Source organism: Arcobacter lacus, assembly GCF_003063295.1.
Classification (GTDB): domain Bacteria; phylum Campylobacterota; class Campylobacteria; order Campylobacterales; family Arcobacteraceae; genus Aliarcobacter; species Aliarcobacter lacus.
Genome location: NZ_MUXF01000014.1, coordinates 1 through 18,108, shown reverse-complemented (window position 1 = coordinate 18,108; position 18,108 = coordinate 1). Strand labels below are relative to the sequence as shown.

The window sequence follows — 18,108 nt, the reverse complement described above, 5'->3', positions numbered from 1 at the left end:
ATGATAATATTAAAAGATGAAGATTTTGTTGGAAAAGGAAATGAAAGAGCTTGTTATATTCATCCTGAAGATAAAAATAAAGCAATAAAAATTACTTATGAAAATAATAATAGAAAAGAGAGTAAACAAACTAAGCTAGAGGTAAATTACTATAAAGAATTAGAAAAAAGAAGAATGACAAATTTTAAACATCTTCCAAAATATTTTGGTGAAGTTAAAACAGATAAAGGGGCTGGATTTGTTGTTGAACTTATAAGAGATTTTGATGGTGAAGTTTCTAAAACATTTGAATATTATTTAAAAAAAGATGGTGTTTTAAAATATAAAAAAGAGTTAGAAGAATATAAGCAATATTTTTTAGATAATTGTATAATTTTTAATTATGGAATGATGCCTAAAAATATACTTCTTAGAAAAAATAGTCAAACAGATTTTGATTTAGTATTAATTGATGGATTAGGTGATGTTACTTACTTTACATTTCCAAATAAAATTTCATATTTTGCACGAAGAAAAATAAATAGAAGATGGGATAAATTTGTTAAAAAATATTTAGAAAAATAATATTTAATTTAAACATATAAAATCTTTTGCTAAAATATCCCCTTTACGAAAAAGGAAAAATTTGGCTATAAAATATGAATTAAATGTAAATTATGAAAATATTAAAGATTTTTTGTTAAATGTTAAAAATTTTTTTAAACAAAATTCAAATACTATTCACAAAGCTAGGAATGAATTAAAAGTTATAGAATATAAAAGTGTTCAAACAGTTGTTAAGGCTTTTAAAATTCCAAATATTATAAATCAAGTTGTTTATGCATATTTTAGAGATTCAAAAGCAAAAAAATCTTACGAGAATGCTGTAAAACTTATTAATTTAAATATAAACACTCCAACACCGATAGGTTATATAGAGTTTTATCAAAACTTTTTATTTAAAGAAAGTTTTTTTATTAGTGAAAAATTAGATTATTTATTTACTATTCGTGAGCCATTAAGAAATATGATGTTAAATGATAGAGAATTAATTATAAAAAAATTTGTAGCATTTACTTATAATTTACATAAAAATGGTGTTTATCATAAAGATTATTCAGCTGGTAATATACTAGTTTTTAAAAATAAAAATGATGAGTATGATTTTAGTGTCGTTGATATAAATAGAATGGAATTTAAAAATATTGATTTAGAAACTGGTTTAGACAATTTTGCAAAATTATGGTTAGATGAAGATAGTTTAAAATTAATTGCAGCTGAGTATGCAAGATTATCACAAAATGATGAAAAAATAGCTATTAATATTTTGAAAAAATGTGATAAAAAATTAAAAGACTTTGTAGAGTTTAAAAGAAAAATCAGAGGTAAAAAATAGTGAATTTACTAATAACAAGACACGATAAAATAGGTGATTTTGTCGTAACTTTACCTCTTTTTAAAGCTATTAAAGAACAATATCCTAATACAAAATTAACAGCGCTTGTATCAAAAGTAAATTTTGATTTTGCAAAAAAAATAGATTTTATAGATGATGTTATTTTATTTGATAAAAATAATTTATCAAAAACATTAAAAGAGATAAAAGAAAAAAAATTTGATGCGAGTATAAGTGCATATATTGATATAACTTTAGGAAAACTTCTTTTTAAAAGTGGGATAAAAAAAAGAGTAGCGCCAGCTACTAAAATAGCACAACTTTTTTTTAATAAAAGAGTAAAACAAAAAAGAAGTCAAGTAGCAAAAACAGAGTGGAGATATAATCTTGATTTGGCAAAAAAATTATATCCAGACATAAAACTTGATTTTACTAAACCACTTTTAGATATTAAAGTAGAAAAAGAAAAAAGAGTAATTTTTCATGTTGGATTTGGTGGAAGTAGTGATGGAAATTTAAGATTAGATGATTATATAAATTTAGCAAGAAGTATTAAAGATAGTTCTTTTGAGGTAGTTTTTAGTTTTGGTCCAGATGATAATGATTCAAAAGAATATATAAAAGAAAATCTTGATTTTAAGGCAACAATTTTTGATTCAAAAGTTTCTTTATATGAATTTACACAATATATAGCTTCTAGCTTTCTTTTTGTTAGTACATCAACTGGTCCTATGCATCTTGCAGGAACAACAAATACAAAAACTTTATCATTTTTTGGAGATTCTTTATTTGCAAGTAGCAAAAGATGGGCAACTATAAGTAATGAAGAAAACCAAAACAATTTTATGATAAATAAAGATTATACAAAAGAAAAATACTTAGAAATTGAAAATAAGTTAAAAGAATTAATTAGTGAATAAAGATCTTTTTATTTGGGATAATTACTCTGATCAACCTCAAGTTATTAAAGATAAAAATTACAAGAAAGCTATGCGAAAAAAGCATTTAAAAGATTTTATAAAGCTTTTTATCAGTTCTTTTTTTATTCTGCCTATTGCAATGCTTTTTATGAAATTTTTTAAGGGAAAAGTTAAATTTTCAAATGACGATTTTTATGGTTTAGGAGTGAATCTTGATAAAGGCAATTGTCAAGTTGAATTAGTAGAAGAACTTCAAGTAAAAAACTTAATAATTAGACTGCCATTATGTGATATAAAAAATATTGATTCTTACGTTGATTTTGCCCAAAGTTTTAATAAAACATCAAAAAAAAATATTCTATTAAACATTATGCAAGATAGAGAAAATATAGAAAATCACAAACTTTTAAAAGAAAATTTGGAACTAATTTTTATAAAATTTGGCAGTTTTGTAAGCGAATTTCAAATAGCAACTACAATAAATCGTGCAAAATGGGGATTTTTTAGCGTAAAAGAGTATGTAAATTTCTATAAAGTAGCTCAAAATTTAAAAGATGAAAAATTTCCAAATATAAAACTTTTAGGACCTAGTGTTATTGACTTTGAATACTACTATAATGTTAGAGCGATGTTTAATTTTGAAGATATAAAATATGATATAGTTAGCTCTTTACTTTATGTAGATAGACGAGGAAGTGCAAAAAACAAACAATATCTTTTTTTTGATTTTAAAAATAAAATTGATTTACTTTTTTCTTTAGTAAAATTAAGTCCAAAATGTAAAAATGAAATATATATAACTGAGGTTAATTGGCCTATAAAAAATACAGCTCCTTATGCTCCAACAAGTGAAAAAGAGTGTGTTTCAAATGAAGAATATACAAAATATATGTTAGAGTATTTTGAAATAGCAAAAAAAAGTAAAAAGATTAAAAGAGTTTATTGGCATCAACTAATTGCTCCAGGATATGGATTGGTTGATAATAGAGGAGGAGAAATTATAAAATATCCTCAATTTTATGCTTTTAAAGAGATGATTAAAAAAAATGATTAAAGAAATATTTATAGAAATACCTTCTTGGTTGGGAGATGCTATTATGGCAACACCAGCAATAGAAAATTTGATAAAAACATATCCCGATGCTCAAATTACACTTTTAGGTTCTTTTGTTTCAACTCAAGCTTTTCAAGGTTATCCAAATATAAAAAGAGTAATAGTTGATGATACAAAAAAGAGTGGAAATAGATATAAAAATCTTATTTCTTTAGCAAAAAGTATCGGAAAAGTTGATTTAGCAATTTCATTTAGAAGAAGTATCTCTTCTAAATTTATGATGTTTTTTATAAAAGCAAAGAAAAAATTCAATTATAGACGTCTTACAAAAAAAGAGATACATTTATGTATTAGATATAACGACTTTATAAATAAAGTTTTAAATTTGCAAAATGAAGTAGGGGATTTAAAACTTTATTTTAAACCTTTTAATTACGGTAAACCAACTTTAGGAATAAATCCAGGTGCCACTTATGGAAGTGCAAAAAGATGGTACCCAGAAGAGTTTGCAAAAATTGCAATTGAAATGTCAAAAAAATATGATATCGTAATTTTTGGAGGACCAGCAGAAACTAATATTGCAAAGGATATAGAAAATGAATTAGTTTCAAAAGGAATAACAAATTATCAAAATTTAGCTGGTAAAACCACAATTCCTGAACTTATTGAAAGAATTGCTGGGCTTGATTTATTTATTACAAATGATAGTGGTCCTATGCATATTGCAGCTGCTTATAAAGTGAAAACAATAGCTATCTTTGGTCCTACAAAATTTACTGAAACAAATCAATGGAATAATCCAAATGGAGAAATTGTGACAAAAAATCTGGATTGTGCACCTTGTATGAAAAGAGTTTGTCCATTAAAACATCATAAGTGTATGAAAAATATTACAGCTGCTGATGTTTTAAAAGTTTGTGAAAATTTAACTTAATTCATTATCAATAATTTGACAAATCGTGTGTTCAAAAAGTATATGCATCTCTTGTATTCTTGGTGTATCATTTGAAGGAACAACTAAATTTATATCACAAAGTTCGTTCATTTTTCCTCCGTCACGTCCTGTTAAACCAATAGTTTTACAACCCAAATCCTTTGCTACTTTTAGTGCATTTATTACATTAGTACTATTCCCTGAAGTAGAAATACCAATAAGTAAATCACCTTTAGAAGCTAAAGCTTCAACTTGTCTATCAAAAACTCTATCATATCCATAGTCATTTCCAATAGCTGTTAGTGCGCTTGTATCAGTTGTAAGAGCAATTCCTGGTAATCCTCGTCTTTCTGTTTTATATCTTCCTGTTAGTTCTGCCGCAAAATGTTGTGCATCTGCTGCACTTCCTCCATTTCCACAAAGTAAGATTTTATTCCCATTTTTTAAAGTTTCAACTGCAATTTTTGAAGCTTCTTCTAAAGGTCCTTGCATAGTTTCTATAACTTTTGCTATTGTTTCTTGATGTGCTAAAAACTCTTTAATTATTGCACTTTTCATTTTCTTGTATCCTTTTTATCGTATTTGTTGTACTTTTCCCATCTACAAATTTTACTAATTTTAATTCATCAGCTATATCTTGACCAACAACATCCTTACCTTCATAATCTCCACCTTTTACTAAAACATGTGGTTTAATTAATTTAATTAACTCATAAGGAGTTTCTTCTTCAAAAATAACTACATAATCTACACTTTCAAGTGAAGCTAAAATATATGCTCTATCATCTTGATTATTTATTGGTCTTGAATCACCTTTTAGTTTTTTTACACTGCTATCAGCGTTTAAACCTAATATTAAAACATCACCATAACTTCTTGCTTCTTCTAGGTATTTTACATGCCCTACATGAAGTATGTCAAAACAACCATTTGTGAAAACTATTTTTTTACCAAGACTATGAAGTTTTGATGCTAATTTTTCAATCTCTTCAAAAGTTTTTATATGAGAGTTTGAATTTGATTTATGTAAACTTGATTCATATTCATAAATTTCATCTAAAGTTGTCGTTGCACTTCCAAGTTTTCCTACAACAACGCCAGCTGCTAAATTTGCAAAACTTACAGCTTCATTTATATTTAAATCATTTCCTAAAGCAAAAGCAATAGAAGCAATTACTGTATCACCAGCTCCTGTTACATCATAAACTTCTCTAGCAACAGTTGGTTTTATAGTAAGATTTTCATCAAAAATAGCAATTCCTTGTTCACTTAAAGTTATAAGAGATACTTCTAAATCACATTTTTCTTTTAAATTTTTTAAAGCATTTATTAAAGAATTTTCATCTTTTATATCTATATTTGTAGCTTCTTGAGCCTCTTTTTTATTTGGAGTAAGAGTATATGAACCTTTATATTTACTATAATCTTTTCCTTTTGGATCAACTAAAACTTTTACACCATTTTTATTTGCAATATTTATAATATCTTGCGTTAATTTTGTAGTTAACACGCCTTTCCCATAATCAGAAAGTATAATTGAACTATATTTTTTAATATTTTTTTCAAGATTTGAGATGATTTTCTTATGACTTTCTTCATTTATATCATCAATACTTTCCATATCATATCTTAAAACTTGTTGCTGTGAAGCTATAAGTCGGCTTTTTTTAGATGTTTTTCTATTATTTTCAACTATTAAATTTGAAGTTGATATTTTGATTTTTTCTAATAAACTTTTTAGTTCATTTGCAACATTATCATCTCCAATTACACTTATTACATCAACAGTTGCACCAAGAGTAAAAAGATTATTTATAACATTTCCAGCTCCACCTAAAACAGAACTCTCTTTTTTTACATTTACAACTTGAACTGGCGCTTCAGGAGAAATTCTATCACAACTTCCCCATAAATAGTGATCTATCATCAAATCACCAATTACTAAAATATTTGGTTTTTTACTCAACATTTTCATCTATTTTACTTCTTCTTTAAATAGTTTTAAAATTTCAGGAATATAAGCTTTTATTCCATCTTCTAAACTAAATTTTGGTTCATATCCTAAATACTTCGTTGTAGTTTCTATATTTGCTTGTGTAAAAAATTGGTAAGAACCAACATAAGGATTTGGAATATACTCTTTACCATTATTTATTTGTAACTCTTTTTGCAAGATATTTACTATATCTTCAAAACTTCTAGCATTTCCTGTTCCAACATTATAAACACCAGATTTTTTAGGATTACAAGCTTTTATATTTGCTTGAATAATATCTTCAATATAGATAAAGTCTCTTAATATTTTATCACTTCCTTCAAAAAGTTTTGGAGTAAGTCCTTTTAGTATTTGATGTCCAAATTGAACTACCATTGATGCAGTTTTATTTTTAAAAAACTCTCTTGGTCCATAAACATTAAAATATTTTAATCCAACTATTGAAATATCTAAATCTTTTTTTAAGTACTCATAAGTCACATTATCCATCATAACTTTACTAAAACCATAAGCATTATTTGGCTGTTCATAACCAACTTCAAATCTATCACTATCTCCATAAGTTGCTGCACTACTTGCATAAATCATATTTGCTTTATGTTTTATTGCAATTTTTAATAGATCTTCATAAGCATTTACATTTGTTTTTATCATTAAATCTTGTTCTTGTACAGTTGTATCTGAAATAGCAGCTTGATGAAAAATATAGTCAAATTTATAATTCTTTTCTAAAGATTTTAAAACACTTTTATCGTTTATATCACCACTTATAACAATGCCTTTAAAACCTAAAAGATTTTTAAAGTGACCAAAACTTTTTAAGTTTCCATTACTAAAAGTTTCACCACTTCTAAAACTATCTAAAACTACAATTTTTGATTTTGGGTAATTATTTTGAAAATAAAAAGCCAAACTAGAGCCTATAAAACCAGCTCCACCAGTAATTAGTATTGTTTTTTTATTAAAATTTATATCTGTATATTTCATTATAAGCCTTACTGTTTTATTATGTTTATTGTATCAAATAAAGTTTCAACTACATGTAAAACTTTATCCTCTTTCTCTTTTGAAATTAATATTTTATTTGGAATATTTGCACTAATTGCAGTTTGAATATCACTCATTTTATCTCCAATTAGCCAAGATTTTTGTAAATCTATATCAAAATCGTTTAATGATTGTGTAATCATACCAATTTGTGGTTTTCTACAACTGCAGTTTTCTTCAGGAGCATGAGGGCAAAAATATACATTTAAGATATCAATACCATTTTTTTTAAACTCACTTTTCATCCAATTTGTAAGTTTTATAAAATCCTCTTTTGTATAGTAATTTCTTCCAATTCCAGATTGATTTGTAACTACAACAATTTCATATCCTAAATTTATAAAATGTTTACAAGCTTCAAGAACTCCACTTATAAACTCAAATTTATCAATTTCATAAACATATCCAAAATCTTTGTTTATAACTCCATCTCTATCAAGATAGATTATTTTCTTTTTATTTGTTTGAATAAAAAATCCTTTTCGTATGTATTGTTTATTAAATATTATCATAAAGCAGTTTTAACTATAATAAGAGTTATTTTAAAGTTAAGAAAGTATTTAGATGAAAATTACAATCTCATATAAAACAACAAATGTTTTAATAAACGAGTTAAAAAAACAAGAGAATATTGAAGTTATAAAAAATAAAAATTTTTTGAAAAAACTTTTTAGCAAAAAAAGATATGCAGATGTCTATTTTCATACTGGTTCTTTAGATGAAAAAACTATTTTAAATATAAAAAATTCAAAAATTACAATAGTAAATTCATTTTCTACTAAAAATAATATATTAGAAGAATTAAAAATTTCATCAGAAAAAATTGAAGTTATCTATCCTTCAATAAATATAAATATTGAAAATGAAAATAAAATAAAAATAGATTTTTATAAAAAATTCAATATAGATTTTGATACAAAACTTATATTTTTTACAGCAAAAAATTTTAAAACGTCTGGAATTAAAGAGTTTTTAGATATTTGTTCAAATCTAAATTATTCAAATTTTAAAATAATAATTGCAGGTGATAAAAGACAAATAGGAAGTTTACAATTTTCACTTCCAAAATATAAAAAACTTGAAGAAAAAATTATACTTATTGATGATTATAAAAATTTTGATGAATTATTTTTAGTAAGTGATATATTTTTACTTCCAACTCATAATAAATCTTTTGCTACAAATATATTAAAAGCTATGTTTTGTGAATGTGTTGTTTTTTTAAGTGTTAAAAATGATGCAAAAGAGGTGATTGATGTTTTTGCTTCAATGAGTAGCCCAACTGACTCAACTATTGCATTTAAAATTGATGCTATATTATCGGATGAAAAAGAGTTAAAAAATATTAAAAAACAAAATTATGAAATAGCAAAAGAGTGTAGTATAGAAAATAATTTAAATAGATTTAATCAAGAAATATTAAATATTTAAATTTAACTTAAGAAATTTAGGATAGAATACGCAAATATTTTTCACTATAAAAAAAAGGAAGACAAATGTCAAGAAAATGTGCAATTTCTGGAAAAGGACCAATGGTTGGTAACAACGTAAGTCACGCTAAAAATAGAACAAGAAGAAGATTCTTACCAAATATTAGAACAGTTAGAGTTACACTTGAAGATGGAACTACTACTAAATTAAGAATTTCTGCTAAAGAGCTAAGAACACTTAAAAAACACTCATAAGAAGCACTAGATAAAGTGCTTTCATGAGTATCTTCATAAAATTCAAAAAAACTATTGGTTGGGAAATAAAAGCGGCTAAGCCTTTATATGATTTAAACCCAATTATTTATTCAAAATTAAAACCTCTAAGATTTCCCTTAATAATTATTCAATTACTGATGATAATTGGAACATTAGCTTATGTTTATTTTGAAAATTATACTATCATGCAGGCTATCTTTCAAACAGCGTATACTCTTACAAATACAGGATTTGGCGCTTTAAATGAATCAAATTTCAAAAATGAAACGATTGTATTTACTACATTTCTAATGTATGCTGGATTTGCAAGTACAATGTTTGCAGTCGGTATTGTAATAGATGTTTTTATGAATGGTAATTTAAGAGAGCTATTAAAGGAGAGAAAAATGCTTTATAAAATAGCAAGACTAAGAAGACACTTTGTGATTTGTTATCACAATGAATATACGGCACAATTAGCAAGACAATTTAGAGAAAATCATATTCCTTTTGTTGTAGTTGATCCAAGTGATAATATTGAAGATATTGCTAGAGAAAATGGTTATCCTTATTTTATAAAAGAAGAACCATATAAAGAGACAGCCTTTTTAAAAGCTCACCTAAGCTCTGCAAAAGGTGCCATATCTTTATCAAAAAATATTTCAGATAATATTACACTTATTGCATCAGTTAGACTTTATGAAAAAGAGTTAGGAAGAGCTCCTTTTTTAATTATTTCAAATGCTGAAACATTAAATGAAAAAATAAGATTAAAAAAATTAGGTGCTGATAAAGTTGTAGCAACTCCATCACTTATGGCAAAAAGAGTAAGTGCAATGGCTATTCGTCCTGATATGGAAAATATTCTTGATGAATTTTTATATAAAATTGATACTCCAATTGCAATGGAAGAAGTTTTTGTAAAAGAGACATCTTGGGTTGTAGGAAGAGAATTAAAAGATTTACGTTTAAGAGATACATTAAAAGTTTCAGTGATTGGAATAACTGAAGCTAATGGACGATTTATTCAAATGCCAAAAGGTGAAACATCAATAAATGCAAATAGTAAGCTTTTATTAGTTGGTTCTCAAAGTGGAATAATAAGGGCAAAAAGAATTTTAACTTTAAATAAACAACCAGAGGATATATAAAATGTTTACTATTATGCCTATAAAAGGTTATATTGATCAAATTGATGGATTTTATTGTGATGGAATCCATGCAGGTCTTAAACCAAATGGAAATAATGATTTAGGATTTATTTATACAAAAGAGGCTTGTACCGTTGCAGCGGTTTTTACAGAAAATAGATTTCAAGCAGCTCCTTTAAAACATTTTTTACAATATGGAGAAAATTTTAAAACAAATTTTGTTTTAATAAATTCAAAAAATGCAAATGCATTAACAGGAAGAAAAGGAATAGAGTCAATCAATACTTTGTTTTCTCAACTTGATTTTGATTTGATTAATCCAGTTATGAGTAGCACAGGTGTTATTGGAAATCCATTGCCAATTGAAAAATTAATAGCAGGGGCAAAAAAATTTGATTTAACAGCTAAAAATGGTGAAAACTTATCAAAAGCAATTATGACAACAGATGCGTATGCTAAAACTTGTATGTATGAAGTGAAACTTGAAAATGGAACTTCATTTAAAATAGGTGCAGTTGCAAAAGGTGCAGGAATGATAAATCCAAATTTAGCAACTATGCTTTGTTTTATTTGTACAGATGCTGCTGCTCCTTATGAAGATATAAAAGAGGCTTTAAATATAAATAAAGAGACAACTTTTAATGCAATTTCAGTTGATGGAGATACTTCAACAAATGATACAGTTATGGTTTTAGCAAATGGAAAATCAAATGCTTATGACAAAGAAGCTTTCAAAGAAGTTTTAAGACTGGTTATGCATGATATGGCGATGTTAATGGTTGCAGATGGTGAAGGTGCTAAAAAAGTGGCTGCATTTGAAGTTATAAATGCAAAAGATGATAAACAAGCTGAAATTGCTGCTAAAGCTTTATCTAATTCACTTTTAGTGAAAACTGCACTTTTTGGAGAAGATCCAAATTTTGGAAGAATTGCTTCAACTATTGGAGCTTCAAGAATTGATTGTGATGAAGAAAAACTTGTAATTTCATATAATGATGTAATTGTTTTTAATAAAGGTGAAATTTGTTTTGATGCAGCAATAGAAGCAAAGGCTTTTGAAGTGTTAAAAAAAGACAAATATAAAATTATTTGTGACATTGGTTTAGGTGATGGAAAATTTACAGCATATGGTTGTGATTTAGGCTACAAATATGTTGAAATAAATGCAGATTATAGAAGTTAAAATATAATAAATATTATTTTTACAAAATTTTAAGAACATAGTTTGTATAATAAAGAAATCAAATTTAAAAAATAGGACACCAAATGTTTCACGAATATAGAGATATCATTGCTGAATTAAAACAAAAAGACTCTCATTTCAATAGAGTTTTTGAAAAACATAATGATTTAGATCACGAAATTGTAAATTTAGAAAATTCTCATGCTGATCAATTCGAAATTGAATCAAAGAAAAAAGAAAAATTAAAATTAAAAGATGAAATTTACAATATGATTGTAAAACATAAAGCTGAAAATTAATTTATAATTTTTAATAGTAAAGAGGGGATCAAAGTTTAGGCTTTTGTCCCCTTTTTTCGTTTAATACTTTGATACAAGAATTACTAAAGTACAATTTAGATATAATCTATTAATTTTATATACTAAAGGCCTTTTTTATGGAAAACCTTTTCGAAAATCAAGATATTATAAATGTAAATATAGAAGATTCTGTTAAAGCTTCATATTTAGATTATTCTATGAGTGTTATTATTGGACGAGCATTGCCAGATGCAAAAGATGGATTAAAGCCAGTTCATAGAAGAATTTTGTATGCAATGCATGATTTAAGTATTACTTCAAAATCTGCTTATAAAAAATCTGCAAGAATTGTTGGAGATGTTATCGGTAAATATCACCCTCATGGAGACATTTCGGTTTATGATGCACTTGTAAGAATGGCACAAAATTTCTCTTTAAGAGCACCTCTTGTTGATGGACAAGGAAACTTTGGTTCTATTGATGGTGATAATGCAGCAGCCATGAGATATACTGAAGCTAGAATGACTAGAATTGCTGAAGAAGTTTTAAGAGATTTAGATAAAGATACGGTAAACTTTGTTCCAAATTATGATGATACAATGAAAGAGCCTTCTGTCCTTCCAACAAGAGTTCCAACATTACTTTTAAATGGAAGTGAAGGAATTGCTGTTGGTATGGCAACAAAAATACCACCTCACAATCTTGGAGAATTACTAGAAGCAATTTTATATTTAATTGATAATCCAGAAGCTGAAGCTGATGATTTGATGCAATTTGTTCAAGGTCCAGATTTTCCAACTGGTGGAACTATTTTTGGAAGACGTGGAATTATTGATGCTTATAATACAGGAAGAGGAAGAGTAAGAATTAGAGCAAAACATCATATTGAAACAAAAGCTAAAAAAGAGATTATTGTTATTGATGAATTGCCATATCAAGTAAATAAAGCAAGACTTATTGAACTTATTGCAAATTTAGCAAAAGATAAACAAATTGATGGAATTTCTGAAGTTCGAGATGAGTCTGATAGAGAAGGTATTAGAGTTGTAATTGAACTTAAAAAAGATGCTATGAGTGAGATTGTTTTAAATAATTTATATAAATCAACTCCAATGGAAACAACTTTTGGAATTATTTTACTTGCAGTTTATAATAAAGAGCCAAAAGTATTTAATTTACCACAAATATTAAATATTTTCTTATCTCATAGAAAAACTGTAATTATTAGAAGAACAATATTTGATTTAGAAAAAGCAAAAGCAAGAGCACATATCTTAGAAGGTTTAAAAATTGCTGTTGATAATATCGATGAAGTTGTAAGAATTATTAGATCTAGTTCAAATGATGCAGAAGCTAAAGAGAGTTTAGAAACAAGATTTGATTTAAGTGCTATTCAATCACAAGCAATTTTAGATATGAGACTTGGAAGATTAACAGGACTTCAAAGAGATAAACTTGAAGCTGAATATCAAGAACTTATGATATTAATTGCAGAATTAGAAGCAATTTTAAGAAGTGAAGAAAAATTAAATGAAATTATTAGAGAAGAATTAACAGAAATTAAAGAAAAATTCTCTAATGATAGAAAAACAGAAATTGAAGATTCTTATGATGAAATTGATATTGAAGATTTAATTCCAAATGAGCCAATGGTTGTTACAATCACTCATAATGGATATGTAAAAAGAGTTCCTATAAAAGCTTATGAAAAACAAAAAAGAGGTGGAAAAGGAAAAGTTGCAGTTACTACTCACGATGATGACTTTATTGAAAGATTCTTTGTAAGTAATACTCATGATACATTGATGTTTGTTACAAATATGGGACAATTATATTGGTTAAAAGTTTATAAAATTCCAGAAGGAAGTAGAATTGCAAAAGGAAAAGCAGTTGTAAACTTAATCAATTTAAGACCTGATGAAAAAATTATGGAAATAATTCCAACACCAGATTTTGATGAAAGTAAATCTTTAGTGTTCTTTACAAGAAATGGTATTGTAAAAAGAACTAGTTTAAATGAATTTAGTAATATAAGAAGTAATGGAGTAAGAGCTATCGTTCTTGACGATGCTGATGAAATTGTAACAGCAAAAATTGCTGATGTTCAAACGCAATATATTATGATATTTACAAGTCTTGGTCAATGTATTAGATTTGAACTTGAAAAAACAAGAGATCAAGGAAGAAGCACAAGAGGAGTAAGAGGTATTAAATTTAAAATTGATACAGATTTTGTTGTTGATGCTGATGTTATTAGCAGTGAAGAACAAGAAATATTAACTGTTTCTGAAAAAGGAATTGGAAAACGAACAACTGTTGAAGAATATAGACTTACAAATAGAGCTGGTTCGGGTGTTATTGCTATGAAATTATCTACAAAAACAGGAAATGTTATTGGTGAAGTTTTAGTTGATGATACTCAAGATTTAATGTTACTAACATCAATTGGAAAAATGATTAGAGTTGACATGAATACAATTAGAAAAGCTGGAAGAAATACAAGTGGAGTAATAATTGTAAATGTTGATAGTAACGATAAAGTTGTATCTATTGCAAAATGTCCAAAAGAAGATGAAGAAATAGAACTTGATGAAAATGGAAATGTAATTAGATATAACGAAGATGGTGAAGTTATTGAAACAAATAGTACAAATGAAGAAAAAAATTTAATAGATATATTAGATTCAAATGACAATTTAGAAAAAGGTGAGGAAGAGTAAAAATGAGAAAATTCAATGTAGCAGTAGTAGGAGCTACTGGAGCAGTTGGTGAAGAGTTATTTAGAGTTTTAGAAGAAGTAAATTTCCCTATTAACAAATTAATACCACTTGCAAGTGCAAGAAGTGCTGGTTCTAAAATTGAATATATGAATAAAGAAGTTACTGTTTTAGAATTAACTGAAACAGTTTTTGAAGAAAATGATGTTGAAATTGCATTTTTTAGTGCAGGTGGTTCAGTTTCAGAAAAATTTGCAAAATTTGCAGTAGAAGCAGGTGCAGTTGTAATTGATAATACAAGTCATTTTAGAATGGATCCAAAAGTTCCATTAGTTGTACCTGAAGTTAATCCAGAAGATATTAAATTATGGAAAGAAACTGGAATTATTGCAAATCCAAATTGTTCGACAATTCAAATGGTTCAAAGTTTAAAACCTTTAGATGAATTATATGGAATCAAAAGAGTTGATGTTTCAACTTATCAAGCAGTTTCTGGTGCTGGAAAAACTGGTATGGAAGAGCTTGTAAAACAGATGCAAGACTTTTTTGCATTTAGATTAGACGAAACAGAAATAAAAGCATTTCCTTATCAAATCGCTTTAAATGTAATTCCACAAATTGATGTAGCAAAAGAGAATGGTTTTACTAAAGAAGAGATGAAAATGGTTTTAGAAACTCAAAAAATTATGCATAAAGAGATTCAAGTAGCTGCAACTTGTGTAAGAGTACCAGTTTTAAGAAGTCATAGTGAATCAATAACTGTAACTTTTGAAGATAATATTGATGTTGATGTTGAAGAAGTAAGAAATGCATTAATCAATTTTGAAAATGTAAAAGTGATTGATGATTTAGCAAATAAAAAATATCCAATGCCAATTATTTCAACAGATACAGATTTTACATATGTTGGAAGAATTAGAAAAGATGTTTATGCACAAAACATTGTTCACTATTTTAACGTTGCAGATCAAGTAAGAGTTGGAGCTGCTACAAATGCAGTTAGAATTGCTTTAAAATGGATAGATTTAGAAAGTGATATTTAATGCTTGAAAAACTTTTTGAGAATGCTCTTTGGAAAAGTAGATTTATAGTTATTTTAGCTGTAATTTTTGGTTTTATGGGAGCTGTAATTTTATTTATTGTTGCAAGCATTGATATTATTGATGTTGCAAAATTTATTATTACAACATTTATTGACGGAAGCCATCCAGAACATTTTCATGAGGATATAGTTGCAGGAATTATTGGAGCAGTAGATTTATATCTAATTGCTGTTGTTTTGTTAATTTTTTCTTTTGGAGTTTATGAGTTATTTATATCAAAAATAGATGCAGCGTGTACACCTGAAGAATGTAATTCAATTTTAAACATTAGTTCATTGGATCAATTAAAAGATAAAATTGCAAAAGTAATTATCATGGTTTTAGTTGTAAACTATTTCCAAAGAGTATTACATACAAGTTATCAAACACCGCTAGAATTATTATATTTTGCACTAGCTATTGTAGCATTAGCAGTTGGGCTTTACTTTACTGGTAAAGTTGGAAAACATTAAAAAAGGTAAAAGATGTCAAAAATTTTTGTAGATGCATGTTTTAGAAAAGAGACTCCTTACACTCCTGTTTGGATGATGAGACAAGCTGGAAGATACCTACCAGAATATATGGAAGTAAGAGCAAAAGCTGGGAATTTTTTAAATTTATGTCATAATCCAGAACTTGCTGCTGAAGTTACAATTCAACCACTTGATATTGTTGGTGTTGATGCAGCTATTTTATTTAGTGATATTTTAGTTGTACCAAATGAAATGGGAATGAAATTAGATTTTTTAAAGGGTGAAGGTCCAGTTTTTGATAAACCAATAAAAACGCAAGCTGATTTAGATGCTTTAATTGGTGGCGAAGAAGCTGCAAATAAATTAACTTATGTTTATGAAACTATTAAAATTTTAAAACAAAGATTACCTCAAGATAAAGCTTTGATTGGATTTACAGGTGCTCCTTGGACACTTGCAACTTATATGATTGAAGGTCAAGGAACAAAAACATACAATCTTTGTAAAAAAATGATGTATTCGGATCCAGAGTTTTTACATAAAATTCTTAGACGTGTAACTGATGTAGTTAAGTTTTATATGGAAAAACAAATTGAAGCTGGAGTTGATGTAGTTCAAATTTTTGATTCTTGGGCTGCGGCAATTGAACCTTCAAAATATGATGAGTTTTCGTGGAAATATATGGTAGAAATTGCTGAGTATTTAAAAGAAAAATATCCTCATATTCCAGTTATTATGTTTCCAAAAGGAATTGCTGCATTTATTGAAAGAGGTTTAGTTTACGGAAACTTCGATGTATTTGGAGTAGATTGGGGAACACCAATGGCTCTTGCAAAAGAAAAATTAGGTGAAAAATATGTTTTACAAGGAAATATGGAGCCTTGTAGATTGTATTCAAAAGAAGCAACAACAATGTGTGTTGAAGGAATTCAAAATATTATGGGTGGAACTGGACACATCTTTAATTTAGGTCATGGAATTTTACCTGATGTTCCTGTTGAAAATGCTATTCACTTTGTAAAAGAGTGTCAACGAGTATCAAAAAAAGCATAAAACAAATTTGTTTTAGAAAATTATTATAAAAGAGAGGCTATTTAGCTTCTCTTTTTTTATTTAAAAGGATTTTTATTTTGTCATATTCAAATTCTATTATTTTTGGACCAATTCCTTCAAGAAGATTTGGAATATCATTAGGTATTGATTTATCACCATCAAAAAAACAGTGTAATTTTGATTGTTTATATTGTGAATTAGAAGGTGCTAAAACTGTTGATAAAATGGATACATTTCCAAGTGTTAATGAAATTATAAAAGCAATAAAAGAAAGTTTTAAAAATCATCCTAAAATTGATGTAATTACAATTACATGTAATGGTGAACCAACTTTGTATCCTAAATTAAGCGAATTAATTGATGAAATTAATAAGATAAAAGGTGAAACAAAAACTTTAATTTTATCAAATGGAAGTACGATTTATAAAAAAGAGGTTTTTGATGCTTTATTAAAAATTGATATAGTTAAATTATCTTTAGATTGTGTAAGTGAAAAGTGTTTTAAAAAACTTGATAGACAAAATAAAAGTGTAGAAATTAATAAAATTATACCTTCGATGATTGAATTCTCACAAAAAACTACAAAAGATTTTGTTTTAGAAATTTTATTTGTTAACGATATAAATGATAAAGAAGAAGAAATAGAATTATTGTTTAATGCTGTAAAACAAATCAATCCTAAAAGAGTTGACATTGGAACTATTGATAGACCACCTGCATATAAAGTAAGTCCAGTAAGTTATGAATTTTTAGAAAAAGTTGCAAATAAATTTGAAAATATAAATGTAAATATAGTTTTTAAGAATAGACCAAAACAAATTATCTCATATAATAAAGAAGAGATACTTTCTATGATAAATAGACGGCCTTTGACTATTGAAGATATAGAAAATATGTTTGATAATGAATCAAAAATCATTTTAAAAGAATTAATTAAAAACGATGAAATAGGCTTGATTGACAATGCTGGAATTAAATTTTATAAAAATTTTCAAAATTAACAAAAAATCTCTTGACAAAAAGAGAAAAAGGTATTATAATTCCCGTCCAATTTAAGAGAATAAGTTAAAAAAGATTCCGGCATAGCTCAGCGGTAGAGTAGATGACTGTTAATCATTTGGCCCCTGGTTCGAACCCAG

General features: G+C 26.6%; 19 protein-coding genes. 15 read left to right on the top strand and 4 right to left on the bottom strand.

The window, feature by feature from the left end; all coding sequences use genetic code 11:
* From B0175_RS07215 to B0175_RS07195, 5 genes are all read left to right on the top strand, one after another.
* A complete protein-coding gene (locus B0175_RS07215; RefSeq protein WP_108527960.1) occupies positions 1-564 on the top strand; it encodes a PhoP regulatory network YrbL family protein in 564 nt (187 codons plus the stop codon).
* Positions 565-625: 61 nt separating this feature from the next.
* On the top strand, positions 626-1,375 hold the full coding sequence (locus B0175_RS07210; RefSeq protein ID WP_108527959.1) for a lipopolysaccharide kinase InaA family protein: 750 nt from the start codon (positions 626-628) through the stop codon (positions 1,373-1,375).
* Positions 1,375-2,295, top strand: coding sequence for a glycosyltransferase family 9 protein (locus tag B0175_RS07205; RefSeq protein WP_108527958.1), 921 nt, complete (start codon positions 1,375-1,377; stop codon positions 2,293-2,295). Before B0175_RS07210 ends, B0175_RS07205 begins: the two co-directional genes overlap by 1 nt.
* A gap of 148 nt (positions 2,296-2,443) precedes the next feature.
* Positions 2,444-3,349 (top strand): hypothetical protein, encoded by a 906-nt coding sequence (locus B0175_RS07200; RefSeq protein WP_228156083.1) that lies wholly within the window; start codon positions 2,444-2,446, stop codon positions 3,347-3,349.
* Positions 3,342-4,283 carry a glycosyltransferase family 9 protein gene (locus tag B0175_RS07195; protein ID WP_108527956.1) on the top strand — a complete coding sequence of 314 codons (942 nt, stop codon included), beginning with the start codon at positions 3,342-3,344 and terminating at the stop codon, positions 4,281-4,283. The genes B0175_RS07200 and B0175_RS07195 overlap by 8 nt, the downstream gene beginning before the upstream one ends.
* Here the strand turns inward: B0175_RS07195 and gmhA are convergent.
* Genes gmhA through gmhB form a run of 4 tightly spaced genes read right to left on the bottom strand, consistent with a single transcriptional unit; the run spans position 4,275 to position 7,838 of the window.
* Positions 4,275-4,841 (bottom strand): D-sedoheptulose 7-phosphate isomerase, encoded by a 567-nt coding sequence (gene gmhA / locus B0175_RS07190; RefSeq protein ID WP_108527955.1) that lies wholly within the window; start codon positions 4,839-4,841, stop codon positions 4,275-4,277. The two genes, B0175_RS07195 and gmhA, sit on opposite strands and share 9 nt — an antisense overlap.
* Positions 4,822-6,258, bottom strand: coding sequence for a D-glycero-beta-D-manno-heptose-7-phosphate kinase (gene rfaE1, locus B0175_RS07185; RefSeq protein WP_108527954.1), 1,437 nt, complete (start codon positions 6,256-6,258; stop codon positions 4,822-4,824). Before rfaE1 ends, gmhA begins: the two co-directional genes overlap by 20 nt.
* The gene (gene rfaD, locus B0175_RS07180) at positions 6,259-7,266 is read right to left on the bottom strand and encodes an ADP-glyceromanno-heptose 6-epimerase (protein ID WP_108527953.1); all 1,008 of its coding nucleotides are present in this window, start codon (positions 7,264-7,266) and stop codon (positions 6,259-6,261) included.
* Positions 7,267-7,274: 8 nt separating this feature from the next.
* Positions 7,275-7,838, bottom strand: a complete 564-nt coding sequence (gene gmhB / locus B0175_RS07175; protein WP_108527952.1) for a D-glycero-beta-D-manno-heptose 1,7-bisphosphate 7-phosphatase — start codon at positions 7,836-7,838, stop codon at positions 7,275-7,277.
* A gap of 52 nt (positions 7,839-7,890) precedes the next feature.
* On the opposite strand from gmhB, the gene B0175_RS07170 reads away from it, so the two are divergent.
* From B0175_RS07170 to B0175_RS07125, 10 genes are all read left to right on the top strand, one after another.
* Positions 7,891-8,757, top strand: a complete 867-nt coding sequence (locus tag B0175_RS07170) for a glycosyltransferase (protein ID WP_108527951.1) — start codon at positions 7,891-7,893, stop codon at positions 8,755-8,757.
* A 65-nt stretch (positions 8,758-8,822) separates the two neighbouring features.
* On the top strand, positions 8,823-9,011 hold the full coding sequence (gene rpmB / locus B0175_RS07165; protein ID WP_004511166.1) for a 50S ribosomal protein L28: 189 nt from the start codon (positions 8,823-8,825) through the stop codon (positions 9,009-9,011).
* 23 nt (positions 9,012-9,034) lie between these two features.
* Entirely contained in the window at positions 9,035-10,162 is a 1,128-nt protein-coding gene (locus B0175_RS07160) for a potassium channel family protein (RefSeq protein WP_108527950.1), read from the top strand.
* 1 nt (position 10,163) lies between these two features.
* Positions 10,164-11,345 carry a bifunctional glutamate N-acetyltransferase/amino-acid acetyltransferase ArgJ gene (argJ, locus tag B0175_RS07155; RefSeq protein WP_108527949.1) on the top strand — a complete coding sequence of 394 codons (1,182 nt, stop codon included), beginning with the start codon at positions 10,164-10,166 and terminating at the stop codon, positions 11,343-11,345.
* 83 nt (positions 11,346-11,428) lie between these two features.
* Positions 11,429-11,644, top strand: a complete 216-nt coding sequence (locus B0175_RS07150) for a YdcH family protein (RefSeq protein WP_108527948.1) — start codon at positions 11,429-11,431, stop codon at positions 11,642-11,644.
* A gap of 137 nt (positions 11,645-11,781) precedes the next feature.
* Positions 11,782-14,364: a DNA gyrase subunit A gene (gyrA, locus tag B0175_RS07145; RefSeq protein ID WP_108527947.1), complete on the top strand. Its 2,583-nt coding sequence runs from the start codon at positions 11,782-11,784 to the stop codon at positions 14,362-14,364.
* A 2-nt stretch (positions 14,365-14,366) separates the two neighbouring features.
* The gene (locus tag B0175_RS07140) at positions 14,367-15,404 is read left to right on the top strand and encodes an aspartate-semialdehyde dehydrogenase (RefSeq protein WP_108527946.1); all 1,038 of its coding nucleotides are present in this window, start codon (positions 14,367-14,369) and stop codon (positions 15,402-15,404) included.
* Positions 15,404-15,916 (top strand): YqhA family protein, encoded by a 513-nt coding sequence (locus B0175_RS07135; protein ID WP_108527945.1) that lies wholly within the window; start codon positions 15,404-15,406, stop codon positions 15,914-15,916. The genes B0175_RS07140 and B0175_RS07135 overlap by 1 nt, the downstream gene beginning before the upstream one ends.
* Before the next feature lie 12 nt (positions 15,917-15,928).
* Positions 15,929-16,969, top strand: a complete 1,041-nt coding sequence (hemE, locus tag B0175_RS07130) for a uroporphyrinogen decarboxylase (protein ID WP_108527944.1) — start codon at positions 15,929-15,931, stop codon at positions 16,967-16,969.
* Positions 16,970-17,046: 77 nt separating this feature from the next.
* Positions 17,047-17,970: a radical SAM protein gene (locus tag B0175_RS07125; protein ID WP_108527943.1), complete on the top strand. Its 924-nt coding sequence runs from the start codon at positions 17,047-17,049 to the stop codon at positions 17,968-17,970.
* Positions 17,971-18,108 lie beyond the last annotated feature (138 nt).